Here is a 24,991-nt window from a genome sequence, read left to right on the forward strand (position 1 = left end):
GCGAGCAAGCCCGCTCCCACATTTAGTTTTGTGTGAGGCTCAACTTCCGCATGCGCTGAAGCACTGCATTCAGACCATTGCTGCGTGACGGTGATAGCTGCCGCGACAGACCCAGTTGATTGAACCAGTCGGGCAAGTCGACCGCCTGCAACTCAGCGGCAGACAAACCGTTAACCCGTGCCAGCAACAACGCCACCAGCCCGCGTATCAGGCGCGCATCGCTGCTGGCGGCAAACTGCCAGTGGCCATCCTGCAAGCGCCCCACCAGCCACACCAGGCTTTCACAGCCCTGCACCAGGTTGGCGTCGACCTTGTCTTCATCCAGCAACGGGGGAAGACGCTCACCCCATTGCATCAGCAGGCGGGCGCGTTGCTCCCAACTCCCGACCACCTGAAACGCCTGCAGCGCCACAACGGCCTCCGTCGGCAAGCTCATCGCAGCATATCCAGGGCTTGATCCAGCGCTTCAAAAAAGCGTTCCAGGTCATCGGAATCGTTGTACAGCGCCAGCGACACCCGAATCGCCCCCGACAATCCCATCTGCTTGAGCAGCGGCATCGCACAATGATGGCCGGCGCGTACGGCAATCCCTTGTTCAGTCAGCAAGTGGGCGAGGTCGGCGTTGTGTACGCCTTCCACCACAAAACTGGCCAGGGCCACTTGCGGCGAACCCAGCAGGCGCACGCCGTTGCGGGCTTGCAGGCCGCGCAACAGGTAGTCGTGCAAAGCGGCTTCGTGGGCCGTCACGGCTTGTTGATCCAGGGAACTCAGGTAATCCAGGGTTGCGCCCAGGCCGATCACGCTGGCGATCGGCGGTGTTCCGGCTTCGAAACCAAGGGGCGCGGGGCGGAAGCTGGCGCTTTGATAGTCGGCCAGTTGCACCATCTCGCCTCCAAACTGCCAATGGCGCAGGTGATGCAGGGCTTCGGTGCGACCGTAAAGCACGCCGACGCCATCCGGACCGTAGAGCTTGTGGCTGGAAAACACGTAGAAGTCACAGCCCAGGGCCTGCATGTCATGGCGACCATGAACGACGCCCTGGGCGCCATCGACCACCGTCAGTGCGTCGTGGGCCTTGGCCAGGGCCAGCAATTGCGGCAACGGCTGCCAGGCGCCAAGCACGTTGGACAGTTGGCTCACCGCCAGCAGGCGGGTGCGCGGGCCGATCATTCGGGCGGCGGCTTGCAGGTCGATCAAGCCGTCATCGTTAAGCGGCAGTACCACCAACTCCAGCCCGCGACGTTTGGCCAATTGTTGCCACGGCAGCAGGTTGGCGTGGTGCTCCAGGGCGCTGATGACAATTTCGTCGCCCGGGTTGAATAGGTGCTCAAGGCCATAGGCCAGGAGGTTCAGCGCCGACGTCGCGCCGTGGGTGAAGATGATTTGCCCGTTGTCACCGACGTTCAGCCACTGCGCCACTTTACTGCGACTGTCCTCGAACGCCTGGGTCGCATGGGCGCCCTGCAAATGCTGGGCACGGTGCACATTGGCTGCGCCATTGGCGTAGTAATGGCTGATGGCGTCCAACAAGGCTTGAGGTTTTTGCGTGGTGGCGGCGTTGTCCAGATAGGTCTGGTCTTGCCGTAGCAGGGTGGCGATGGCCGGGAAATCGGCGCGCCAGGGAGAGGGCACAAGCATGGTGATCAAGGCTCGTATAAACGGCCCACACCGGCAAGGTGTGGGCCGTCAGTGGCATCGAGTCGCTGCTTAGTTGTGAGCGTGCAGCGCTGCGTTCAGTTCGATGGCCGATTTGTGGGTTTTGCACTCCACGGCACCGGTCTCGGAGTTGCGGCGGAACAACAGGTCCGGCTGGCCGGCCAGCTCACGGGCCTTGACCACTTTGACCAGCTGGTTTGCTTCATCCAGCAGTGCAACCTTGGTACCGGCGGTGACGTACAGGCCCGATTCCACGGTGTTGCGGTCGCCCAACGGGATACCGATACCGGCGTTGGCGCCGATCAGGCAGCCTTCGCCGACCTTGATCACAATGTTGCCGCCGCCCGACAGGGTGCCCATGGTGGAGCAACCGCCGCCCAGGTCCGAACCCTTGCCGACGAATACGCCAGCCGACACACGGCCTTCGATCATGCCCGGGCCTTCGGTACCGGCGTTGAAGTTGACGAAACCTTCGTGCATCACGGTAGTGCCTTCGCCCACGTAGGCGCCCAGGCGGATGCGCGCGGCATCAGCAATGCGCACGCCGCTCGGCACTACGTAGTCGGTCATTTTCGGGAACTTGTCCACCGAGAACACTTCCAGCAGGTCGCCACGCAGGCGCGCTTCCAGTTGACGCTCGGCCAGCTCGGCGATGTCGATCGCGCCCTGGCTGGTCCAGGCCACGTTCGGCAGTTGCGGGAACACACCGGCCAGGCTCAGGCCGTGTGGCTTGACCAAGCGATGGGACAGCAGGTGCAGCTTGAGGTAAGCCTCAGGGGTGGACGTCAGTGCGGCGTCTTCGGCCAGCAGCGTGGCGACCAGTGGCGTGTGGCTTTCAGCCAGGCGGCTTAACAGAGCGGCTTGGGCAGCGTCGACGCCTTTGAGCGCGTCAGCCAGTTGCAGGGCCTGGGTGACGGTGAAAGTGATCGCCTGGTTGCCTTCGGTGTAACCGAGGATCGGCGCGATGGCAGCGATGATTTCAGCCGATGGATTGAGCAGCGGTTGTGCGTAAAACACTTCCAGCCAAGCACCTTGGCGGTTCTGAGTGCCGACGCCGAAGCCCAGGCTGAACAGGGAATTGGACATGCTGTTACCTCTACAAAAATGGAGTGGGCAGGCCTACTTGAGGGCCGCCGAATAGCTATCTGGCTTGAAGCCAATCAGGGTTTTGTCACCGAGATCAAGCACTGGTCGCTTGATCATCGAGGGTTGCGCGAGCATCAATTCAATGGCTTTCGCTTGGTCGAGATCGGCTTTGCGTTCGTCTTCGAGTTTGCGAAAGGTGGTGCCCGCACGGTTCAAAACCACCTGCCAACCGTGCTCATTGCACCATTGGGTCAAGTGTTCGCGGTCGATACCGGCCGTTTTGTAGTCATGAAACTCATACTTGATAGCGTGTTCATCGAGCCAGGTGCGCGCCTTTTTCATGGTGTCGCAGGCTTTGATGCCGAAAAGGTGCAGCGTTTTGCTTGAATCGGTCAAGGAATTGCCCCCCTTTGGGCTGACGCAAATGAAAGGTCACGGATTATGCCATGGCCAGCGGCTTTCGGCGCCGCTCGTCAACATTACGTTTTGCTCGCGTGCGACTTTTGTGCAAAGGCCATCGCGCAGCATAGGCGGCTAATATGGCACTTCAACGGCGAGTTGTTGCCTGATGTGTGTTGTTGCAAGTTGATTGTCTGGGAATCCCGCGTTATGCAAACCGCCTACACCGTACTTATCCTGCTGATGCTGGTCAGCGTTTCGCGCCTTGTCGGGCGCATCATCCCACTGCCGTTGCCACTGGTGCAGATCGCCGCCGGTGCCTTGCTGGCCTGGCCGACCCTGGGGCTGCATGTGGCCCTGGACCCTGAGTTGTTTCTGTTCCTGTTTCTGCCGCCGCTGCTGTTCTCGGACGGCTGGCGCATGCCCAAGCGAGAATTGTGGCGCCTGCGCGGGCCGATCCTGACGCTGGCGGTGGGCCTGGTGCTGTTCACCGTGGTCGGTGCCGGGTACTTCATTCATTGGTTGTTGCCGAGTATTCCACTGCCGGTGGCCTTCGCCCTGGCGGCCGTGCTGTCGCCGACGGATGCCGTGGCGGTGTCGGCCATTTCCCAGAATCGTTTGCCAACGCCTTTGATGCATATGCTTCAGGGCGAGGCGCTGATGAATGATGCTTCGGGCCTGGTGACCTTCAAGTTTGCCCTGGTGGCGGCAGTTACCGGGGTGTTCTCCCTGGCCAATGCCAGCCTGACATTTGTGCTGGTAGCCGTCGGTGGCCTGGCCATCGGCGTAGCGTTGAGCTGGCTGGTGGGCCGCCTGCGGTCCTGGATGATTGCACGGGGCTGGGACGACCCGGCGACGCACGTGGTGTTCATGTTGCTGCTGCCGTTCGCTGCCTACGTGCTGGCTGAACGCCTTGGCGCATCGGGGATCTTGTCGGCGGTGGCCGCAGGGATGATGCAAAGCTGGCTCGACCTGCTGCCGCGCCAGACCAGCACCCGCTTGCTCAATCGCAGTGTCTGGTCGCTGCTGGAGTTTGCCTTCAACGGTCTGATCTTCCTGCTGCTGGGCCTGCAATTGCCGGACATTATCAAGGCGGTGGTCAGCCATGAGCCGACGCTGTGGCCGACGTTGCTGTATCGCTGCCTGGACGTTATCGCGATTTTCCTGGTGCTGGTGGTGTTGCGGTTTATCTGGGTGCAAAGCATCTGGCGCCTGTCGGGATTGCTGCGCCGCCTGCGTGGGAAAAGTGAGCTGACGCTGGTACCAACGGCCCGTTCCTGCTGGCTGTTGACCGTGGGTGGGGTGCGTGGTGCGGTGACCCTGGCGGGTGTGATGTCGGTGCCGTTGCTGCTGGCTCCCGGTGAAGCGTTTCCGGAGCGCGACCTGCTGATCTTCATCGCCGCCGGTGTGATCCTGCTGTCGCTCGTCGCGGCCTGCATCGCTTTGCCGCTGCTGTTGCGCGGCATCGAGAAGAGCCCGGATGAGAAACGCCACAATGAAGTGCGCGAGGCCTGGAAGAAGACCGCCGTGGCGGCTATCCATGCACTCGAAACCGAAGAACCCGCTGAAGCTGCACCTCTGGATGCCGCTCAGGCAGCCTTGGCCACCGAGCTCAAGGCGCGGTTGATGTCGGAGTATCGTCATCAATTGGAGGTGTTCAATGATTCGGCCGAAGCCCAGGCGCTGGCGTTTCAGATGGACCAACTGGAGCGCAAGTTGCGGCTCAAGGCCCTGCGGGCGCAGCGCCTGGAGCTGTATAGCCTGAGTCGTCACCACCAGATTGGTGATGACGTGCTACGGGAGGTGTTGGCGGATCTGGATATGAGCGAGGCGAACCTGGGTCACGTCAAATAACACCGCGGTGCTTACTTGTGGCGAGGGAGCTTGCGCCCGCTGGGTGACGAAGTCGCCCCAACGCTGGCGACTTCATTCATGCAGGGAAACAGCGTCAGCCGGTTTACGACTGCTGCGCAGCCGAGCGGGAGCAAGCTCCCTCGCCACATTCAGCGCAATTATTTATTGCGAGTGATGAAGTCGCGAATCCGCTCGGCTGCTTCCACACACTCGGCCAGCGGCGCAACCAGTGCCAGGCGCACACGCCCGGCGCCTGGGTTGACCCCGTCCACTTCCCGCGACAGGTACGAACCCGGTACCACGGTCACGTGTTCTTCCACGAACAAGTCCCGGCAGAACGCCGCATCGTCGCCACTCACGTTCGGCCACAGGTAGAACCCGCCGTCCGGGTTTTGCACGTCCAGCACCGGCTTCAGGATCGCCAGCACGGCATCAAACTTCTGCCGGTACAGATCACGGTTGGCCTGCACGTGGGCTTCGTCCTGCCAGGCGGCGATGCTCGCCAGTTGGGTTTGCACCGGCATCGCGCAGCCGTGGTAGGTGCGGTACAGCAGGAAACCCTTGAGGATTTCGGCATCGCCGGCCACAAAGCCCGAACGCAGGCCCGGCAGGTTGGAGCGCTTGGACAGGCTGTGGAACACCACGCAACGCTTGAAGTCCTGGCGACCCAGTTCGACGCAGGCACTGAGCAGGCCCGGCGGCGGGGTTTGTTCGTCGAAGTACAACTCGCTGTAGCACTCGTCGGCGGCGATCACGAAGTCGTATTCGTCGGCCAGGGCGATCAGTTTTTTCAGGGTGTCGACGGGAATCAGTGCGCCGGTCGGGTTGCCTGGCGAGCACAGGAACAGGATCTGGCAGCGTTTCCAAATGTCCGGCGACACGGCGTCGAAATCCGGGTTGAAGCCGTTTTCATCCAGGCACGGCAGGTAATGCGGCTTGGCCCCGGCGAGGAACGCAGCGCCTTCGTAGATCTGATAGAACGGGTTTGGGCTGACCACCAGCGCGTCGTCGCCACGGTTGACCACGGTCTGGGTGAAGGCGAACAGCGCTTCACGGGTGCCGTTCACCGGCAGGATGTTGCGCGCCGGGTCGAGCCAGCCCTTGGGCACGCTGAAACGACGTTCGCACCAGGCGCCAATGGCTTCGCGCAGGGCGGGAATGCCCAGGGTGGTCGGGTACACCGCCATCTGGTCCAGGTTGTTGGCCAGCGCGTCGGCGACGAACTGCGGGGATTTGTGCTTCGGCTCGCCGATGGAGAGGGCGATCGGGCGTTTGTCCGGGTTCGGCGTGACGCTGCCCAGCAGGACGCGCAATTTCTCGAACGGGTAGGGCTGCAACTGGTTCAGGGCATTGTTCATCGATAAATCTCGTTCAATTCACTGGAAGCTGAAAATGGCGGCCGGTCAGATGCTCAAGCGTGACATCTCGACGCCGGTCTCCTGGTTGACGCTCAACTGCTGGACGATGGCTTCCTGCAAGCGTCGGCACAGTTCAGGGTCGGAAAGCGGCTGGTTGTCGGCATCGGTAATAAAGAACACGTCTTCCACCCGTTCGCCCAGGGTCGCAATCTTGGCGTTCTGCAACGACAGGTCGAACTCCAGGAAGATCGTGCCGATCCGCGCCAACAGGCCCGGGCGGTCCGGTGCGCTGAGTTCCAGCACCGTTACCGGGCGCTGGGCGTCGTTGTGGATAGTGACTTCGGGGGCGAACGCAAAGTGCTTGAGCTGGCGCGGTACCCGGCGTTGGATGATGGTCGGGTAGTCGTCAGGGTTGCGCAGCGCGTCGGTGAGGCCTTTGCGGATCTTTTTCACCCGCTCCGGGTTGTCGCCGATGGACTCGCCTTCCGTGTCGAGCACGATGTAGGTGTCGAGGGTGAACTGGCTGCTGGAGGTGATCACCCGGGCGTCGTGAATGTTCAGGTTGAGCTGGTCCATCGCGGCCACGGTCACGGCGAAGAAGTCGTGTTGGTCGGGTGCGTAGATGAAGATCTGCGTGCCGCCCTCGAACTCGCGCTGGGTGGTTTCCTTGATCAGCACCAGCGGCCCGCCATCGGCCGGCTGCTGCAGGATCGCGTCGCTGTGCCAGGCCACGTCGCCGGCGGTGTGGCGCAGGAAGTAGTCGTCTCCCAGCTGCGACCAGAGTTGCTCGACGTCGTCCGGGTCGTTGCCGCCACGCACCAAAATATCCAGGGCCGCGCTTTGGGTGCGGCGGATCTGCTCTTCGCGGTCTACCGGGTTCTCCAGGCCGCGACGCAGCGCGCGCTTGGTCTCGGTGTAGAGCTGGCGCAACAGGCTGGCGCGCCAGGAATTCCACAGCGTCGGGTTGGTGGCATTAATGTCGGAGACGGTGAGCACGTAGAGGTAGTCGAGGCGGATTTCGTCGCCGACGGCCAGGGCGAAGTCATGGATCACCTGCGGGTCGGACAAGTCCTTGCGCTGGGCGGTGGTGGACATCACCAGGTGGTTTTGCACCAGCCATACAATCAGGCGGCTGTCCCACAGCGGCAACTGGTGGCGCTGGCAGAACGCCTCGGCGTCCACGGCACCAATTTCCGAGTGGTCGCCGTGACGGCCCTTACCGATGTCGTGGTACAGGCCGGCAAGGTAGATCAATTCTGGCTTGGGCAGGCGTGCCATGAGCTTGCTGGCCAGCGGGAATTTCTCTGACACCTGGGTGTACTGCAACTTACGCAGGTGCTTGATCAGGTTCAGGGTGTGGGCGTCCACCGTATAGATGTGGAACAGGTCGTGCTGCATCTGCCCGACGATAAAGCCGAACTCCGGCAGGTAACGCCCGAGGATCCCGTAGCGGTTCATGCGCCGCAGGTTGCGGTGGATGCCGATCTTGCACTTGAACAGCTCGATAAACAGGCTGGTGTTGCGAATGTCGTTACGGAAGTCGTCGTCAATCAGGTGACGGTTTTCCCGCAGCAAGCGAATGGTGTCGGCGCGTACGCCTTTGATTTCCGGCTGCTGGGCCATCAACACGAAGATTTCCAGCATGGCGAACGGCGTGCGTTTGAACACGTTGTCGTTGCGAGCCTCGATGTAGCCATCGTGCAACTGGAAGCGCGAGTTGATCGGCTGCGGCGGTGCTTCGTCTTCCGGGGCCAGGATCACTTCTTCGAAATGCTGGATGATCAGGTCGCTGAGCTGGGCAATGCTCATCACCACCCGGTAGTACTGCTGCATGAAGCTTTCGATGCTGGTCTTTGCGTCTTCGCCTTCAAACCCCAGCAAGGTGGCGATAGAGCGTTGGTGATCGAACAGCAGGCGGTCTTCGGAGCGGCCGGCCAGCATGTGCAACGCGTAGCGCACTTTCCAGAGAAATTCCTGGGAGGAGGCCAGCAGGGCGTTTTCGCTCTCCACCAGGAAGCCTTCCCCGGCCAGGGCACGCAGGTTCAGGGTGCCGTACTGGCGCCTCGCGACCCACAAAATCGTCTGGATATCCCGCAGCCCGCCCGGGGAGCCTTTGACGTTGGGTTCCAGGTTGTATTCGGTGTCGTTGTATTTGTGGTGCCGGGCTTTCTGTTCAGCACGCTTGGCCAGGAAGAAATCCTTGCTCGGCCACATGCGCGCGGTGCTGGTGACTTCCAGCATGCGCTGGCGCAGGCGCTCGGGGCCGGCGATGGTGCGGCTTTCCATCAGGTTGGTGATCACCGTCAGGTCGGCGCGGGCTTCCTGGGCGCATTCGTCCACTGAACGTACGCTTTGGCCGACCTCGAGGCCGATGTCCCACAACAGGGTCAGAAAACGCTCGATGGAATCGCGAAAAATCTCGTGATCGGCGCTGTCCAGCAAAATCAGCAGGTCGATATCGGAGTAGGGGTGCAGTTCGCCACGGCCGTAGCCGCCGACCGCCACCAGGGCGATATCGGCGTCTTCACTCCAGCTGAACTGTTCCCAGGCCTTTTGCAGGATATTGTCGACGAACCAGGCGCGGTCCTCGATCAACCGGCGGATGTCCCGGCCCGTGCGGAAGCGCTCGTCGAGTACCTCGCGGGCTTGACGAATGGCTTTCTTGAAGGCGGCGATAGGGCTGGCCTTCAGCGCCAGTTCCGCCTGGAACTGGCCACGGTCGAAGAGTTCGGGATCCACCTGGGGCATCGATCGGTTTTCCTTTCTATCTATGGGTCACAGCGTTGCTATTAGAAAACCGGTGCAAACATTACGCCGAAACGCGAGGAATCGTGTCGTCGGCACGCAGGGTGAAAATCTCGTAGCCGGTGTCGGTCACCAGCAGGGTGTGTTCCCATTGGGCCGAGAGCTTGCGGTCCTTGGTGATGGCGGTCCAGCCGTCGCCCAGTACCTTAGTGTCGGCCTTGCCCTGGTTGATCATCGGCTCGATGGTGAAGGTCATGCCTGCCTTCAGCTCCATGCCGGTGCCGGCACGGCCGTAGTGCAGGATCTGCGGCTCTTCGTGGAACACTTTGCCGATGCCGTGGCCGCAGAATTCACGCACCACCGAGAAGCCGTTCTTTTCAGCGTGCTTCTGGATGATTTCACCGATGTCGCCCAGGCGGCAGCCAGGCTTGACGATCTCGATGGCCTTGTACATGCATTCCTGGGTCACTTGCGACAGGCGCTCGGCCCAGACCGGCACGGAGCCGACGTGGAACATGCGGCTGGTGTCGCCGTGGTAGCCGTCCTTGATCACGGTGACGTCGATGTTCAGGGTGTCACCGTCTTTCAGCGGCTTGTCGCCTGGAATCCCGTGGCACACCACGTGGTTGATCGAGGTGCAGATCGACTTGGGGAAACCCTTGTAGTTCAGCGGCGCAGGGATGGCCTTTTGCACGTCGACGATATAGTCGTGGCAAATGCGGTCCAGCGCTTCGGTAGTGACGCCGGGCTTGACGTGTTCGGCAATCATTTCCAGCACGTCGGCAGCCAGTTTGCCGGCAACGCGCATGCCAGCGATGTCTTCGGCGGTTTTGAGGGTTACGGTCATACAGGCTCTCTCTAGCGCGACGCGCTGAAATCAATACGGTTTACGGGTGTGCGACAAAAGGTTGCAGAATTCGCACAAGCCCAAAAAAACGCGATTCTAGCAGACGCAGGGGTGAAACCATGAGCGTCTGGCGATCGCTTCTGTCTATAAGGATGGGGGCATTCTGGCTCTATTCAAAGGCTTAGGCAAAAGCGACTGACGGCAAATGTGATTGCGGGTTTCGTTTTTGCAAGCTCTGTGGTATAAAATGCGCCGCTTTCCGGGGATACCCCGCAAAGCTTAAATCCACACACGTGTCGACACGATGACCTGGGTGCCGGAGGCGAATGCCGCTGGTTGGTCATTGGGATACGTGGAGGCCAAACCCGACTTATTAAGGAACTATCATGTCCCAAGTCAACATGCGCGATATGCTGAAGGCCGGTGTGCACTTCGGTCACCAGACCCGTTACTGGAACCCGAAAATGGGTAAATACATTTTCGGCGCGCGTAACAAGATCCACATCATCAACCTTGAAAAAACCCTGCCAATGTTCAACGAAGCTCTGACTTTCGTAGAGCGCCTGGCCCAGGGCAAAAACAAGATTCTGTTCGTCGGCACCAAGCGTTCCGCTGGCAAGATCGTTGCTGAAGAAGCAGCACGTTGCGGTTCGCCGTACGTCGATCACCGCTGGTTGGGCGGCATGCTGACCAACTTCAAAACCATCCGTGCTTCCATCAAGCGTCTGCGTGACCTTGAAGTGCAAGCCGAAGACGGTACTTTCGCCAAGCTGACCAAGAAAGAGGCGCTGATGCGTACTCGCGACCTGGAAAAGCTCGATCGTTCCCTGGGTGGTATCAAGGACATGGGCGGTCTGCCTGACGCACTGTTCGTTATCGACGTTGATCACGAGCGCATCGCGATCACCGAAGCCAACAAGCTGGGCATCCCGGTTATCGGCGTAGTCGATACCAACAGCAGCCCGGATGGCGTTGACTACATCATCCCAGGCAACGATGACGCAATCCGCGCTATCCAGCTGTACATGGGTTCGATGGCTGACGCTGTAATCCGTGGCCGCAACCACGTTGCTGGCGGCACCGAGCAGTTCGTTGAAGAAGCTCCGGTAGCAGCAGCTGAGTAACTGACGCCTTGGCGTTGACTCAGTAAGCAAAAAGGGGGCTTGGCCCCCTTTTTGCCACCTCGAAAACCATTTGTCGGCAGCGCAGCTACAACATCTGTAACGTGCAGCGGCCTACAAGGGTGATTCGGGAAGAATTGATCGCCCGTTCAATCGGGTGGAATGGTTGAAAACCTATCCAAGAGGATTTTGAAAATGGCAGAGATTACTGCAGCGTTGGTTAAAGAACTGCGTGAGCGTACCGGCGAAGGCATGATGGATTGCAAAAAGGCCTTGACCAAGGCCGGCGGCGACATCGAAAAAGCCATTGATGACATGCGTGCTTCGGGCGCCATCAAGGCTGCCAAGAAAGCAGGCAACGTAGCTGCTGAAGGCGCTATCGCTCTTAAAGAAGACGGTAAAACCGCCGTTCTGCTGGAAGTGAACTCGCAGACCGACTTCCTGGCTCTGCAGGACGACTTCAAGGCATTTGTCGCTGCAAGCGTTGAAAAAGCGTTCGCTGACAAGCTGACTGACGTCGCTCCGTTGATCGAAGCTCAAGAAGCTGCTCGCCTGGTACTGGTCGGCAAAGTTGGCGAAAACGTCAACATCCGTCGCCTGGCTCGCGTTGAAGGTGATGTTGTCGGTGGTTACCTGCACGGTAACAAGATCGGCGTTGTGGTTGCCCTTAAAGGCGGCAGCGTTGAACTGGCCAAAGACATCGCTATGCACGTAGCGGCCAGCAACCCTGAATTCCTGCTGCCATCGGAAGTGTCCGCTGAAGCAATCGAACGCGAAAAAGCCGTGTTCCTGAGCCTCAACGCTGACAAAATCGCCGGCAAGCCGGAAAATATCGTTGAAAACATGATCAAAGGCCGCATCAGCAAGTTCCTGGCTGAGGCTTCCCTGGTTGAGCAGGCGTTCGTCAAGAACCCTGAAATCAAGGTTGGCGAACTGGCCAAGAAAGCCGGTGCTGAAATCGTTTCCTTCACTTACTACAAAGTAGGCGACGGTATCGAGAAGCCGGTCGACAACTTCGCTGAAGAAGTTGCTGCCCAGCTGGCTGCCGCCAAGCAGTAAGACAGTTTTCAACTGTCGCCCAAAAGAGGCTGCCCGCTTACGCGCGCAGCCTCTTTTCAAATGGGGTGATCGATTTTTATTGGTTTCCCTTTGGAACTGGCTTACAAAGCCGTGTTCCGATGGCGCTGTGACAGCGTCAAGCTAGAGTGAACGCAGGCCGTAAACGGCTTGCCAAGAATTTTCAAAAAATACGCCGCAGGAGAGATTCGCAATGGCTCAGCAGGGCAGTGGTCATCAGGCTCGCTATAAACGCATTCTACTCAAGCTTAGCGGCGAGGCCCTGATGGGCTCGGAAGAGTTTGGGATCGATCCCAAAGTACTCGATCGCATGGCGCTGGAAGTCGGCCAACTGGTCGGTATCGGTGTTCAGGTCGGTCTGGTGATCGGCGGCGGCAACCTGTTCCGCGGTGCAGCACTGAGCGCTGCTGGCATGGATCGGGTGACAGGCGACCACATGGGCATGCTGGCCACTGTGATGAACGCCCTGGCGATGCGTGACGCCCTTGAGCGCGCCAACATCACCGCCATCGTCATGTCGGCTATTTCCATGGTTGGCGTAACGGATCACTATGATCGTCGCAAAGCCATGCGTCACCTGGATGCCAAAGAGGTAGTGATTTTTGCTGCCGGTACCGGCAACCCGTTCTTTACCACCGACTCGGCAGCTTGCCTGCGTGGTATCGAGATCAACGCGGACGTGGTGCTAAAAGCCACCAAGGTTGATGGTGTTTACACCGCAGACCCATTCAAAGACCCGCATGCCGAGAAGTTCGATCATCTGACTTATGATGAAGTGCTGGATCGCAAGCTGGGCGTGATGGACCTGACGGCAATCTGCTTGTGCCGCGACCACAAGATGCCGCTGCGCGTATTTAACATGAACAAGCCCGGTGCCCTGCTGAACATCGTACACGGCGGCGCGGAAGGGACTCTGATCGAGGAAATCGAACAATGATCAACGAAATCAAAAAAGACGCTCAAGAGCGCATGCAGAAATCCCTGGACTCTCTGAACCATGCATTTGGCCAGATTCGTACCGGCAAGGCTCACCCAAGCATTCTGGGCAGCGTGATGGTGCCGTACTACGGCGCTGATACCTCCATCACCCAAGTGGCCAACATCACTGTAAAAGATTCGCGCACCCTGCAAGTCGTAGCCTTTGAGCGCAACATGCTCGGCGCCGTCGACAAAGCCATCCAGAGCGCCGGCCTGAACCTCAATCCGACCAACCTGGGCGAATTGCTGCTGATCTCCATGCCGGCCCTGACCGAAGAAACCCGCAAGGGCTTCACCAAGCAGGCGCGCAGCGCAGCTGAAGATGCACGTGTTGCCGTGCGCAACATTCGTCGTGATGCCTTGGGTGACCTGAAGAAGCTGGTCAAGGACAAGGAAATCAGTGAAGACGAAGAGCGCCGTGCCGTCGCCGATATCGATAAGCTGACTAAAGATGCCGAGGCCCAGATCACCAAGGCCACGGAAGATAAAGAAAAGGACCTGATGGCCGTATAAGGGGTCAGGACGCCTTCATGGAAAAGACCAAGCAGACTGTGCCCTCCGTGGTGCCGCGCCATGTCGCGATCATCATGGACGGGAATAATCGCTGGGCGAAGAAGCGCTTTATGCCTGGCGTTGCCGGGCATAAGGCGGGTGTCGATGCGGTGCGTGCCGTGATCGAGGTGTGCGCCGAGGCCAAGGTCGAAGTATTGACCTTGTTCGCGTTCTCCAGTGAAAACTGGCAGCGCCCGGCCGAGGAGGTCAGTGCCTTGATGGACCTGTTCTTCAAGGCCCTGCGTCGTGAGGCCAAGCGCCTGAACGAGAATAACATCAGCCTGCGCATCATCGGTGACCGTTCGCGGTTCCATCCGGAGCTGCAAGCGGCGATGCGCGAAGCCGAGGCGATCACTGCCGGCAGCAACCGTTTTGTGCTGCAGATCGCAGCCAACTACGGCGGCCAGTGGGATATTGCCCAGGCAGCGCAGCGTCTTGCGCGGGAAGTGCAAGCCGGTCATTTGCGCCCCGAAGACATCACCCCCGAACTGTTGCAAACCTGTCTGGTAACCGGCGACCTGCCGCTGCCGGACCTGTGCATTCGTACCGGTGGCGACCATCGCATCAGCAACTTCCTGTTGTGGCAGTTGGCCTATACCGAACTGTACTTCTCCGACCTGTTCTGGCCGGACTTCAAACACGATGCCATGCGCAATGCGCTGGCCGATTTCGCTTCCCGTCAGCGTCGCTTCGGTAAAACGAGCGAGCAGATCGAAGCTGGAGCCCGGGTTTAATGCTTAAACAACGAATCATCACGGCGCTGATCCTGCTGCCTATTGCCCTGTGCGGGTTTTTCCTGCTTGAAGGTGCAAATTTCGCGCTGTTCATTGGCCTGGTGGTGACACTGGGTGCCTGGGAATGGGCGCGGCTCGCCGGTTTCGCGGCGCAGTTGCCGCGTGTGGTGTACGCCGCTGTCGTGGCACTGTTGATGTTCCTGATGTACATCCTGCCGGACGTGGCGCCTTGGGTGCTGGGTGCGGCGGTGCTGTGGTGGGCGTTGGCGACCTATCTGGTGCTGACCTATCCTGGCACCAGCAGCCATTGGTCGAGTGTCGCCTGCAAGCTGGTGATCGGTCTTTTGATCCTGCTGCCCGCTTGGCAAGGGCTGGTCTATATCAAGCACATGCAGCTGGGCAACTGGCTGATCATGGCGGTGATGGTGCTGGTGTGGGGTGCTGATATCGGTGCTTATTTCTCCGGTCGTGCCTTCGGCAAGCGCAAGCTGGCGCCGGCTGTCAGCCCGGGTAAAAGCTGGGAAGGCGTGTATGGCGGCCTGGCCCTGACCCTGGTGATTACCCTGGTGGTCGGTGTAGTGCGTGGCTGGACCGTCAAGGAAATGCTTCTGTCCCTGGTGGGTGCGGCCGTGGTCGTATTCATCTCGGTGGTCGGTGACCTGACTGAAAGCATGTTCAAGCGCCAGGCCGGGATCAAGGACAGCAGTAACCTGCTGCCGGGTCACGGTGGCGTGCTGGACCGCATCGACAGCCTGACGGCCGCGATCCCGATCTTTGCCGTACTGCTGTGGATGGCTGCCTCGTGAGCCGCCTGCAACAGGTGACCGTGCTGGGCGCTACCGGCTCGGTGGGGCTAAGTACCCTGGATGTGATTGCCCGTCATCCCGAGCGTTATCAAGTATTCGCATTGACCGGCTTCAGTCGCCTGAGCGAACTGCTGGCGCTGTGTGTGCGACACGCGCCGCAATACGCCGTCGTACCTGAAGCGGCGGCCGCACGTGGTTTGCAGGATGACCTGCGCGCTGCGGGCCTGGCGACTCAGGTATTGGTGGGGGAGGAGGGGTTGTGCCAGGTTTCGGCTGACCCTGATGTCGACACCGTCGTCGCGGCGATTGTCGGTGCTGCCGGCTTGCGTCCGACCCTGGCAGCCGTTGATGCAGGCAAGAAGATTCTGCTGGCCAATAAAGAAGCCCTGGTGATGTCCGGTGCGCTCTTTATGCAGGCGGTGCGCAAGAGCGGCGCAGTGCTGTTGCCGCTGGACAGCGAGCACAACGCGATTTTCCAGTGCATGCCCGGTGATTTCGCCCGTGGGTTGAGCCAGGTTGGTGTGCGCCGGATTCTGCTGACGGCCTCCGGCGGCCCGTTCCGACAGACGCCGCTGGCCGATCTGGAGCATGTTTCTCCTGATCAGGCGTGTGCTCATCCGAACTGGTCCATGGGTCGCAAGATCTCGGTGGACTCAGCGAGCATGATGAACAAAGGCCTGGAGCTTATCGAGGCCTGCTGGCTGTTCGATGCCCGGCCGGATCAGGTCGAGGTGGTGATCCACCCGCAAAGTGTGATTCATTCCCTGGTGGATTACGTGGATGGCTCGGTATTGGCCCAGCTGGGCAATCCGGACATGCGCACGCCGATCGCCAATGCGCTGGCGTGGCCGGAGCGGATGGATTCGGGTGTTGCGCCGTTGGATCTGTTTGCCATTGCCCGTCTGGACTTCGAAGCGCCCGACGAGCAACGCTTCCCTTGCCTGCGTCTTGCGCGGCAAGCTGCCGAGGCAGGTAACAGTGCCCCGGCGATGCTGAATGCGGCCAATGAAGTGGCCGTGGCGGCGTTTCTTGACCGACGCATCCGCTTTCCGCAGATCGCGAGTATCATCGAGGACGTTTTAAACCTTGAGCCCGTTGTCGCCGTGAATGACCTGGGCGCAGTGTTCGAGGCAGATACAAAGGCTCGGGCCTTGACCGAGCAGTGGTTGAACCGCAATACGCGTTAGTCTTTGGGCGTTTTCGAGCCTTCAGGCACTGGATTGAAATGCGGAGAAATTAGATGAGTGCGCTTTACATGATTGTCGGCACCCTGGTTGCTCTGGGTGTGCTGGTTACCTTCCACGAGTTCGGCCATTTCTGGGTCGCGCGTCGTTGCGGCGTCAAGGTACTGCGCTTTTCCGTAGGCTTCGGCATGCCCTTGGTGCGTTGGCATGATCGTCGCGGCACCGAGTTTGTGATTGCGGCCATTCCGTTGGGCGGCTACGTCAAGATGCTCGATGAGCGCGAAGGCGAAGTGCCAGCTGATCAGTTGGACCAATCCTTTAATCGCAAGACCGTTCGTCAGCGTATCGCCATTGTTGCAGCAGGCCCGATAGCCAACTTTCTATTGGCCATGGTGTTCTTCTGGGTCCTGGCCATGCTGGGCAGCCAGCAGGTGCGGCCGGTCATTGGTGCGGTCGAGGCGGACAGCATGGCAGCCAAGGCTGGCCTGACCGCCGGGCAAGAAATTGTCGCAGTTGATGGCGAACCAACCACCGGTTGGGGCGCGGTCAATTTGCAGTTGGTGCGTCGCCTGGGTGAAAGCGGCATCGTGAAGTTGGTGGTGCGCGAGCAGGACTCCACCACGGAAACTGCGCGAGAGCTGACCCTGGACCACTGGCTGAAGGGCTCCGATGAGCCTGATCCGATCAAGTCCCTGGGTATCCGTCCGTGGCGTCCGGCCTTGCCGCCGGTGCTGGCAGAGCTGGATCCGAAAGGGCCGGCCCAGGCCGCAGGTCTGAAAGCCGGTGATCGCCTGTTGGTCCTTGATGGCCAGGCGCTGGGTGACTGGCAGCAAGTGGTGGATCTGGTGCGTGTTCGGCCTGATACCAAAATTGTGCTGAAAGTTGAGCGCGATGGTGCTCAAATCGACGTCCCTGTAACCCTGGCGGTTCGCGGGGAAGCCAAGGCGGCCGGGGGTTACCTGGGTGCCGGTGTTAAGGGTGTCGAGTGGCCACCGTCGATGGTGCGAGAGATCAGTTTCGGGCCGTTGGCGGCAATTGGCGAGGGTGCGAGACGCACCTGGACCATGAGTGTGCTGACCCTCGATTCCCTCAAGAAAATGTTGTTCGGCGAGCTCTCGGTAAAAAACTTGAGTGGACCGATAACCATTGCTAAAGTGGCGGGCGCTTCTGCCCAGTCGGGCGTTGTAGATTTCCTGAATTTCCTGGCTTATCTGAGTATTAGCCTTGGGGTTCTGAATTTGTTGCCCATTCCAGTATTGGATGGGGGGCATCTGTTGTTTTATCTGGTCGAGTGGGCGCGTGGTCGCCCCTTGTCGGATCGGGTGCAGGGTTGGGGGATACAGATCGGTATCAGTTTGGTGGTCGGGGTGATGTTGTTAGCTCTGGTCAACGATCTGGGACGTCTGTAACGCTTCGCTGAATTGCGAATCTGCCGCATTTTGCGGCAGTTTGTTTATTGCCAGTTGGAATAAGAAAGGACTTCATGAAACGTCTGCTGCTAACTGCGGTTCTCACCGTATTGATGATCGCCGAAGTTCACGCCGAGTCCTTCACCATCTCCGATATTCGCGTCAACGGCCTCCAGCGGGTTTCCGCGGGTAGCGTCTTTGGTGCCTTGCCGTTGAACGTCGGGGAACAGGCTGATGACCGTCGCCTGGTGGAATCCACTCGTGCGCTGTTCAAAACCGGGTTCTTTCAAGATATCCAACTGGGTCGCGAAGGTAACGTCCTCGTCATCACCGTCGTCGAGCGGCCTTCTGTCGCCAGTATCGAGATCGAAGGCAACAAGGCGATCTCCACTGAAGACCTGATGAAAGGCCTCAAGCAATCGGGCCTTGCCGAAGGCGAGATCTTCCAGCGTGCCACCCTCGAAGGCGTGCGTAACGAGCTGCAACGCCAGTACGTTGCCCAGGGCCGTTACTCGGCTACCGTCGAGACTGAAGTGGTGCCGCAGCCGCGTAACCGCGTCGGCCTGAAGGTCAACATCAACGAAGGCACCGTGGCGGCGATCCAGCACATCAACGTGGTGGGTAACACCAAGTTCTCTGATGACGACCTGGTTGACCTGTTCGAACTCAAGACCACCAACTGGTTGTCGTTCTTCAAGAACGATGACAAGTATGCTCGCGAAAAACTGTCCGGTGACCTGGAGCGCCTGCGTTCCTACTACCTGGACCGTGGCTATATCAATATGGATATCGCTTCGACCCAGGTGTCCATCACCCCGGACAAGAAGCACGTCTATATCACGGTCAACGTCAACGAAGGCGAGAAGTACAAGGTTCGTGACGTCAAGCTCAGCGGTGACTTGAAAGTGCCTGAAGACCAGGTCAAGTCCCTGTTACTGGTGCAGAAAGACCAGGTGTTCTCGCGCAAGCTGATGACCACCACGTCGGAACTGATCACCCGTCGCCTGGGTAACGAAGGCTATACCTTCGCCAACGTCAACGGCGTACCGACCCCGCACGACGAAGACCACACGGTAGACATCACCTTCGTTGTAGACCCGGGCAAGCGTGCCTACGTGAACCGCATCAACTTCCGTGGCAACACCAAGTCTGCTGACGAAGTGCTGCGTCGCGAAATGCGTCAGATGGAAGGTGGCTGGGCGTCGACTTACCTGATCGACCAGTCCAAGGTTCGACTTGAGCGCCTGGGCTTCTTTAAAGAAGTCAACGTTGAAACCCCGGCTGTACCGGGCGTGGATGACCAGGTTGACGTGAACTACGCCGTAGAAGAACAAGCCTCCGGTTCGATTACCGCCAGTGTCGGTTTCGCCCAGAGTGCCGGTCTGATCCTCGGTGGTTCGATTACCCAGAACAACTTCCTCGGTACCGGTAACAAGGTTTCCATCGGGCTGACCCGAAGCGAATACCAGAGCCGCTATAACTTCGGTTATGTCGACCCCTACTGGACTGCTGACGGTGTGAGCCTGGGCTACAACGCCTTCTACCGCACAACCGACTACAAAGACCTCGACGTTGATGTTGCAAGCTATGCAATCGACAGCCTGGGTGTTGGCGCCAACATTGGTTACCCGATCAGTGAGACCTCGCGTCTGACCTTCGGCCTGACCGCGCAACAGGACAAGATCAAGACCGGTGTGTACACCGTGGATGAGATCTTCAACTTCGTGCGTAAAGAAGGCGACCAGTTCCTGAACTTCAAGGCTTCGGCCGGCTGGTCGGAATCGACCCTGAACAAAGGTGTACTGGCGACCCGTGGCCATTCCCAGAGCCTGACTCTGGAAGCCACCACGCCGGGCAGCGACCTGTCGTTCTTCAAACTCGACTACCGTGGCCAGTTGTTCCAGCCATTGAGCGAAAACTACACCATGCGCCTGCACACCGAGCTGGGTTATGGCGATGGTTACGGTTCGACCAGCGGCTTGCCGTTCTATGAGAACTACTATGCGGGTGGTTTCAACTCGGTACGTGGTTTCAAAGACAGCACCTTGGGCCCTCGTGGTACCCCAAGTCGTGGTGCGGATGTAACGGGTAACAAAGGTACCGTGGCTGACTCGGACAACGACCCGCTGCCATTCGGTGGTAACGTGCTGATCCAGGGTGGTGCGGAAATCCTGTTCCCGCTGCCATTCGTGAAAGATCAACGTTCCCTGCGTACGTCGGTCTTCTGGGATGTGGGTAACGTGTTCGACTCCAAGTGCGAACAGGTCACCAACCCGAATGGCTCGAAGTCCAACACGCAATGCAACGACGTAAGTCTGAGCAACCTGGCAAGCTCTGTAGGTGTGGGCGTGACCTGGGTGACGGCGCTGGGCCCATTGAGCTTTGCTCTGGCCATGCCGATCAAGAAACCGGATAACGCTGAAACCCAGATTTTCCAATTCTCCCTCGGCCAGACGTTCTAAGCGTCTGACCCAAGATAACGACAACGGATTTGTAGGAGTGCATCGTGCGTAAGTTGACTCAATTGGTTCTCCTGGCGACTGTCCTGGTAGCGACCCCGGCCTTTGCCGAAATGAAGATTGCTGTTCTGAACTATCAGATGGCTCTGCTGGAATCCGATGCGGCCAAGAGATACGCCGTGGATGCCGAGAAGAAATTCGGTCCGCAGCTGACCAAGCTGAAGACGCTGGAAAGCAGCGCCAAGGGTATCCAGGATCGTCTGGTAGCCGGTGGCGACAAGATGCAGCAAGGCGAGCGCGAGCGTCTGGAGCTTGAATTCAAGCAAAAGGCCCGTGACTACCAGTTCCAGTCCAAGGAGCTGAACGAAGCCAAGGCTGTTGCCGACCGCGAAATGCTCAAGCAACTCAAGCCGAAACTCGACAGCGCTGTGGAAGAAGTCATCAAGAAAGGTGCCTTTGACCTGGTATTCGAACGCGGTGCAGTCATCGACGTTAAACCTCAGTACGACATCACCCGTCAGGTGATCGAGCGCATGAATCAGCTGAAGTAAGCCATGACTGCGACTATCAAACTCGGCCAATTGGCCGAGTTCCTGGGGGCCACCTTACGTGGCTCTCCGGAGAAGGAAATTACTGGGCTAGCCACCTTGCAGGAGGCTGGCCCAGCTCAGTTGAGCTTCCTGGCAAACCCCCAATACCGTAAATACCTGGGCGAAAGCCGTGCCGCAGCCGTGTTGCTGAAGGCCGCTGACGCCGAAGAGTTTGCCGGGGATGCGCTGGTTGTTGCCGACCCGTACCTGGCGTATGCCCGGGCATCGCACCTGTTCGATCCAAAACCCAAGGCTGCCGCGGGAATCCATCCTTCGGCGGTAATCGCGGATGACGCGCAGGTTGACCCTGCCGCGAGCATTGGTGCTTTTGTGGTGATCGAAAGCGGCGCACGTATCGGCGCGGGTGTAACGATAGGCGCCCAGTGCTTTATCGGCGCCCGCAGTGAGATTGGTGCCGGTGGTTGGCTGGCTCCTCGCGTGACCCTGTACCACGACGTGCGTATCGGTGAGCGTGTAGTGATTCAGTCAGGTGCTGTGATCGGCGGCGAGGGCTTCGGCTTCGCCAACGCGAAAGGTATTTGGCACAAGATTGCCCAAGTGGGCGGCGTGTTGATCGGTGATGACGTGGAAATTGGCGTCAATACTGCTGTTGATCGCGGCGCCTTGGCCGATACCGTCATTGGTAACGGTGTGAAACTGGATAACCAGATTCAGATTGCCCACAACGTGCAGATTGGCGATCACACCGCCATGGCGGCGTGCGTGGGGATTTCCGGCAGCACCAAGATTGGCAAGCATTGCATGCTCGCCGGCGGTGTAGGCCTGGTGGGCCATATCGAAGTGTGCGACAACGTATTCATCACCGGCATGACCATGGTGACCCATTCGATTACCGAACCTGGGTCCTATTCATCCGGTACGGCCATGCAGCCTGCGGCCGAATGGCGCAAGAGCGCGGCGCGTCTGAGGCAGCTCGACGATATCGCTCGGCGCCTGAAACATCTGGAAAAGCGTGTTGGGGACGTGACCCCTGGCGGTAATGCTTCATCAGATGGCTGATACCATTTCCATATCAAGTGTGCACAGCCGCTAGACTGCCTCCTTGATTTGCTAGAGGGGCGTGCCTTAGTCCGCACGCTCCCAATCTTTATTACAGGCTTCCCCCCGAAATGATGGACATCAACGAGATTCGCGAATACCTGCCTCACCGTTACCCGTTCCTGCTGGTGGACCGAGTAACGGACCTCAATGTTGAGGAAAAGCGCATTCGTGCCTACAAGAATGTCAGCATCAACGAACCGTTCTTCAATGGTCACTTCCCTGCGCATCCCATCATGCCAGGCGTTTTGATCATCGAAGCGATGGCCCAGGCTGCCGGTATCCTTGGTTTCAAAATGCTCGACCTGAAGCCTGCCGATGGCACGCTCTATTATTTCGTGGGCTCCGACAAACTGCGCTTCCGCAACCCGGTGACCCCGGGTGATCAGTTGATCCTGGAAGCCAAGTTCATCAGCTGCAAGCGCCAGATCTGGAAGTTCGAATGCCAGGCGTCGGTCGACGGCAAGCCGGTGTGCTCGGCTGAAATCATCTGTGCGGAACGCAAACTATGAGTTTGATTGACCCTCGCGCAATCATCGATCCGACGGCCGTACTGGCCGCCGACGTTGAGGTCGGCCCTTGGTCGATCGTCGGCGCAGGTGTGGAAATCGGCGAGGGGACAGTCATCGGGCCGCATGTAATCCTCAAAGGCCCGACGCGGATTGGCAAACACAATCGCATCTATCAGTTTTCATCGATAGGCGAAGACACTCCGGACATGAAGTACAAGGGTGAAGAGACGCGCCTGGTAATCGGAGATCACAACATCATCCGTGAAGGCGTGACCATTCACCGCGGTACCGTTCAGGACCGCGCAGAGACCACCCTGGGTGATCACAACCTGGTGATGGCCTACGCGCACATCGGCCATGACAGCGTCATCGGCAATCACTGCATTCTGGTCAACAACACTGCGTTGGCTGGCCACGTGCATGTGGACGATTGGGCGATCCTGTCCGGCTTCACCCTGGTGCATCAGTACTGCCATATCGGCGCCCACAGCTTTTCCGGCATGGGTACCGCCATCGGCAAGGACGTTCCGGCGTTCGTCACGGTATTCGGCAACCCGGCCGAAGCCCGCAGCATGAACTTCGAAGGCATGCGCCGTCGGGGTTTCAGCGAAGACGCGATCCATGCCCTGCGCCGCGCCTATAAGGTGGTTTACCGCCAGGGGCTGACGGTCGACCAGGCTTTGACCGAACTGACGGAACCCGCAACATTGTTTCCTGAAGTCGCAATATTCCGTGACTCGATCCAGTCGTCGACTCGCGGCATCACTCGCTGATCATGGCCAAGCTGCGTATAGCGTTGGTGGCCGGAGAAGCTTCCGGCGATATTCTCGGTGCAGGCCTGATGCGGGCCCTCAAGCTCCAGCATCCGGCGGTTGAATTCATTGGTGTCGGCGGTCCGCTGATGCAGGCTGAAGGCCTCACGTCCTACTTTCCCATGGAGCGCTTGTCGGTCATGGGGCTGGTGGAAGTGCTGGGTCGGTTGCGTGAGCTGCTGGCTCGCCGCAAAAAGCTGATTCAGTCCCTGATCGAAGAAAAGCCCGACGTCTTTATCGGAATCGACGCTCCGGACTTCACCCTCAATATCGAACTCAAGTTGCGTCAGGCCGGGATCAAGACCGTGCATTACGTCAGCCCGTCCGTATGGGCGTGGCGGCAAAAGCGCGTGCTGAAGATTCGCGAAGGCTGCGACCTGATGCTGACCCTGCTGCCGTTCGAGGCCAGGTTCTACGAGGAGAAGGGCGTGCCGGTGCGGTTTGTTGGCCACACCCTGGCCGATACCATCCCGCTCCAGGCTGACCGTGCTGCGGCGCGTGCCGAACTGGGCTTGCCCGACGGACCCTTGGTCGCCCTGATGCCGGGTAGCCGTGGTGGCGAAGTCGGTCGTCTCGGCGCACTGTTTTTTGATGCTGCCGAACGCCTGCAAGCGCTGAAGCCGGGCGTGCGCTTCGTATTGCCGTGCGCCAGCCCTCAGCGTCGCGCGCAAGTTGAAGAATTGCTGGTAGGCCGCAACTTGCCGTTGACCTTGCTCGACGGCGGCTCGCACCTGGCGCTGGCTGCATGCGATGCGGTGCTGATCGCCTCCGGCACCGCGACCCTGGAGGCCCTGCTCTACAAGCGCCCTATGGTCGTGGCCTATCGCCTCGCGCCGCTGACCTACTGGATTCTCAAGCGTATGGTCAAAAGCCCTTACATTTCCCTGCCCAATTTGCTGGCCCAGCGACTGCTGGTGCCCGAATTGCTGCAGGACGACGCGACGCCGGAAGCCTTGGCGCACACCATGCTCCCGTTGATCGATGGCGGCGAAGAACAAACCCGTGGTTTCGACGAAATCCATCGTACCCTGCGCCGTGATGCGTCGAACCAGGCGGCAGATGCCGTGCTGACCTTGATCGGCCATAAACAGGAAGCCCTATGAAGACGCAAATGGGCCTGGATTTCAGCCTGGTCGCCGATGCTCTTGATCTGGTGGCCGGCGTCGACGAAGTCGGTCGTGGCCCGCTGTGCGGCGCAGTCGTCACCGCCGCGGTGATTCTCGACCCGAACCGTCCGATCCTCGGTCTCAACGATTCGAAGAAACTCACCGAAGCCCGTCGTGAAAAACTCTACGACGAGATCTGTGAGAAAGCCCTCAGCTGGCACATCGCCCGGGCCGAGGTCGAAGAAATCGACGAACTGAACATCCTGCACGCCACCATGTTGGCCATGCAGCGCGCCATCGAAGGCCTGCACATCACGCCAAAAATGGCGATGATCGACGGCAACCGCTGCCCGAAGCTGACAATGCCGGCGGAAGCAGTGGTCAAGGGCGACAGCAAGGTGCCGGCGATTGCCGCTGCCTCGATCCTGGCCAAGGTTAGCCGTGACCGTGAAATGGCGGCTTTCGAATTGATCTACCCCGGCTACGGGATCGGTGGACACAAAGGCTATCCGACGCCCGTTCATCTGGAAGCTTTGGCTCGCCTGGGCCCAACCCCGATCCACCGCCGCTCGTTCGCCCCGGTTCGCCAGGCTTACGAGGCCCGGGAAAGCTTGATCGAGGTTTAGCAGCAAGGCTGATGTTTTTGC

Annotated in this window: 23 protein-coding genes; 16 read left to right on the forward strand and 7 right to left on the reverse strand. The window is 59.4% G+C overall.

The window, feature by feature from the left end; all coding sequences use genetic code 11:
• Nucleotides 1-22 precede the first annotated feature (22 nt).
• From SNL23_RS25395 to SNL23_RS25410, 4 genes are all read right to left on the reverse strand, one after another.
• A complete protein-coding gene (locus SNL23_RS25395) occupies nucleotides 23-436 on the reverse strand; it encodes a SufE family protein (RefSeq protein ID WP_318303980.1) in 414 nt (137 codons plus the stop codon).
• On the reverse strand, nucleotides 433-1,638 hold the full coding sequence (locus SNL23_RS25400) for an aminotransferase class V-fold PLP-dependent enzyme (protein ID WP_318303981.1): 1,206 nt from the start codon (nucleotides 1,636-1,638) through the stop codon (nucleotides 433-435). The genes SNL23_RS25395 and SNL23_RS25400 overlap by 4 nt, the downstream gene beginning before the upstream one ends.
• Before the next feature lie 69 nt (nucleotides 1,639-1,707).
• A complete protein-coding gene (gene dapD, locus SNL23_RS25405) occupies nucleotides 1,708-2,742 on the reverse strand; it encodes a 2,3,4,5-tetrahydropyridine-2,6-dicarboxylate N-succinyltransferase (protein ID WP_167665524.1) in 1,035 nt (344 codons plus the stop codon).
• A 33-nt stretch (nucleotides 2,743-2,775) separates the two neighbouring features.
• On the reverse strand, nucleotides 2,776-3,138 hold the full coding sequence (locus tag SNL23_RS25410; protein ID WP_167665525.1) for an ArsC family reductase: 363 nt from the start codon (nucleotides 3,136-3,138) through the stop codon (nucleotides 2,776-2,778).
• A gap of 213 nt (nucleotides 3,139-3,351) precedes the next feature.
• Between SNL23_RS25410 and SNL23_RS25415 the strand changes: the two genes are divergently transcribed.
• Nucleotides 3,352-4,995: a Na+/H+ antiporter gene (locus SNL23_RS25415; RefSeq protein ID WP_076015792.1), complete on the forward strand. Its 1,644-nt coding sequence runs from the start codon at nucleotides 3,352-3,354 to the stop codon at nucleotides 4,993-4,995.
• 158 nt (nucleotides 4,996-5,153) lie between these two features.
• Here SNL23_RS25415 and dapC read toward each other — a convergent pair whose 3' ends face one another.
• The 3 genes from dapC to map all read right to left on the reverse strand — a co-directional run bounded on the left by dapC (nucleotide 5,154) and on the right by map (nucleotide 9,945).
• Nucleotides 5,154-6,353 carry a succinyldiaminopimelate transaminase gene (gene dapC, locus SNL23_RS25420; protein WP_167665526.1) on the reverse strand — a complete coding sequence of 400 codons (1,200 nt, stop codon included), beginning with the start codon at nucleotides 6,351-6,353 and terminating at the stop codon, nucleotides 5,154-5,156.
• 45 nt (nucleotides 6,354-6,398) lie between these two features.
• On the reverse strand, nucleotides 6,399-9,101 hold the full coding sequence (locus SNL23_RS25425) for a [protein-PII] uridylyltransferase (RefSeq protein WP_167665527.1): 2,703 nt from the start codon (nucleotides 9,099-9,101) through the stop codon (nucleotides 6,399-6,401).
• 61 nt (nucleotides 9,102-9,162) lie between these two features.
• The gene (gene map / locus SNL23_RS25430; RefSeq protein ID WP_076015789.1) at nucleotides 9,163-9,945 is read right to left on the reverse strand and encodes a type I methionyl aminopeptidase; all 783 of its coding nucleotides are present in this window, start codon (nucleotides 9,943-9,945) and stop codon (nucleotides 9,163-9,165) included.
• A 386-nt stretch (nucleotides 9,946-10,331) separates the two neighbouring features.
• On the opposite strand from map, the gene rpsB reads away from it, so the two are divergent.
• From rpsB to rnhB, 15 genes are all read left to right on the forward strand, one after another.
• Complete coding sequence (gene rpsB, locus SNL23_RS25435) at nucleotides 10,332-11,069, forward strand: 30S ribosomal protein S2 (RefSeq protein ID WP_048719953.1); 738 nt, start codon at nucleotides 10,332-10,334, stop codon at nucleotides 11,067-11,069.
• A 192-nt stretch (nucleotides 11,070-11,261) separates the two neighbouring features.
• Nucleotides 11,262-12,125, forward strand: coding sequence for a translation elongation factor Ts (gene tsf, locus SNL23_RS25440; protein WP_318303986.1), 864 nt, complete (start codon nucleotides 11,262-11,264; stop codon nucleotides 12,123-12,125).
• A gap of 211 nt (nucleotides 12,126-12,336) precedes the next feature.
• Nucleotides 12,337-13,080 (forward strand): UMP kinase, encoded by a 744-nt coding sequence (pyrH, locus tag SNL23_RS25445; RefSeq protein WP_003219327.1) that lies wholly within the window; start codon nucleotides 12,337-12,339, stop codon nucleotides 13,078-13,080.
• Complete coding sequence (gene frr / locus SNL23_RS25450; protein ID WP_010176756.1) at nucleotides 13,077-13,634, forward strand: ribosome recycling factor; 558 nt, start codon at nucleotides 13,077-13,079, stop codon at nucleotides 13,632-13,634. Before pyrH ends, frr begins: the two co-directional genes overlap by 4 nt.
• A 17-nt stretch (nucleotides 13,635-13,651) precedes the next feature.
• On the forward strand, nucleotides 13,652-14,407 hold the full coding sequence (gene uppS, locus SNL23_RS25455) for a polyprenyl diphosphate synthase (RefSeq protein ID WP_003219323.1): 756 nt from the start codon (nucleotides 13,652-13,654) through the stop codon (nucleotides 14,405-14,407).
• Nucleotides 14,407-15,213: a phosphatidate cytidylyltransferase gene (locus SNL23_RS25460; RefSeq protein ID WP_076015787.1), complete on the forward strand. Its 807-nt coding sequence runs from the start codon at nucleotides 14,407-14,409 to the stop codon at nucleotides 15,211-15,213. The genes uppS and SNL23_RS25460 overlap by 1 nt, the downstream gene beginning before the upstream one ends.
• Complete coding sequence (ispC, locus tag SNL23_RS25465; protein ID WP_318303988.1) at nucleotides 15,210-16,400, forward strand: 1-deoxy-D-xylulose-5-phosphate reductoisomerase; 1,191 nt, start codon at nucleotides 15,210-15,212, stop codon at nucleotides 16,398-16,400. The genes SNL23_RS25460 and ispC overlap by 4 nt, the downstream gene beginning before the upstream one ends.
• A gap of 53 nt (nucleotides 16,401-16,453) precedes the next feature.
• A complete protein-coding gene (gene rseP, locus SNL23_RS25470; protein ID WP_318303989.1) occupies nucleotides 16,454-17,806 on the forward strand; it encodes a sigma E protease regulator RseP in 1,353 nt (450 codons plus the stop codon).
• A gap of 74 nt (nucleotides 17,807-17,880) precedes the next feature.
• The gene (gene bamA / locus SNL23_RS25475; RefSeq protein ID WP_167665531.1) at nucleotides 17,881-20,268 is read left to right on the forward strand and encodes an outer membrane protein assembly factor BamA; all 2,388 of its coding nucleotides are present in this window, start codon (nucleotides 17,881-17,883) and stop codon (nucleotides 20,266-20,268) included.
• A gap of 44 nt (nucleotides 20,269-20,312) precedes the next feature.
• Complete coding sequence (locus SNL23_RS25480) at nucleotides 20,313-20,816, forward strand: OmpH family outer membrane protein (protein ID WP_033902788.1); 504 nt, start codon at nucleotides 20,313-20,315, stop codon at nucleotides 20,814-20,816.
• A gap of 3 nt (nucleotides 20,817-20,819) precedes the next feature.
• Complete coding sequence (gene lpxD / locus SNL23_RS25485; RefSeq protein ID WP_076015783.1) at nucleotides 20,820-21,875, forward strand: UDP-3-O-(3-hydroxymyristoyl)glucosamine N-acyltransferase; 1,056 nt, start codon at nucleotides 20,820-20,822, stop codon at nucleotides 21,873-21,875.
• Between the two features lie 110 nt (nucleotides 21,876-21,985).
• Nucleotides 21,986-22,426 carry a 3-hydroxyacyl-ACP dehydratase FabZ gene (fabZ, locus tag SNL23_RS25490; RefSeq protein ID WP_003219309.1) on the forward strand — a complete coding sequence of 147 codons (441 nt, stop codon included), beginning with the start codon at nucleotides 21,986-21,988 and terminating at the stop codon, nucleotides 22,424-22,426.
• Nucleotides 22,423-23,199 (forward strand): acyl-ACP--UDP-N-acetylglucosamine O-acyltransferase, encoded by a 777-nt coding sequence (gene lpxA / locus SNL23_RS25495; RefSeq protein ID WP_076015782.1) that lies wholly within the window; start codon nucleotides 22,423-22,425, stop codon nucleotides 23,197-23,199. The genes fabZ and lpxA overlap by 4 nt, the downstream gene beginning before the upstream one ends.
• Before the next feature lie 2 nt (nucleotides 23,200-23,201).
• The gene (gene lpxB / locus SNL23_RS25500; RefSeq protein ID WP_318303991.1) at nucleotides 23,202-24,341 is read left to right on the forward strand and encodes a lipid-A-disaccharide synthase; all 1,140 of its coding nucleotides are present in this window, start codon (nucleotides 23,202-23,204) and stop codon (nucleotides 24,339-24,341) included.
• Nucleotides 24,338-24,970: a ribonuclease HII gene (rnhB, locus tag SNL23_RS25505; RefSeq protein ID WP_017479407.1), complete on the forward strand. Its 633-nt coding sequence runs from the start codon at nucleotides 24,338-24,340 to the stop codon at nucleotides 24,968-24,970. The genes lpxB and rnhB overlap by 4 nt, the downstream gene beginning before the upstream one ends.
• The last annotated feature ends 21 nt before the right edge of the window (nucleotides 24,971-24,991 follow it).

It is taken from the genome of Pseudomonas sp. SED1, assembly GCF_034044025.1.
In the GTDB taxonomy this organism is placed as follows: Bacteria; Pseudomonadota; Gammaproteobacteria; order Pseudomonadales; family Pseudomonadaceae; genus Aquipseudomonas.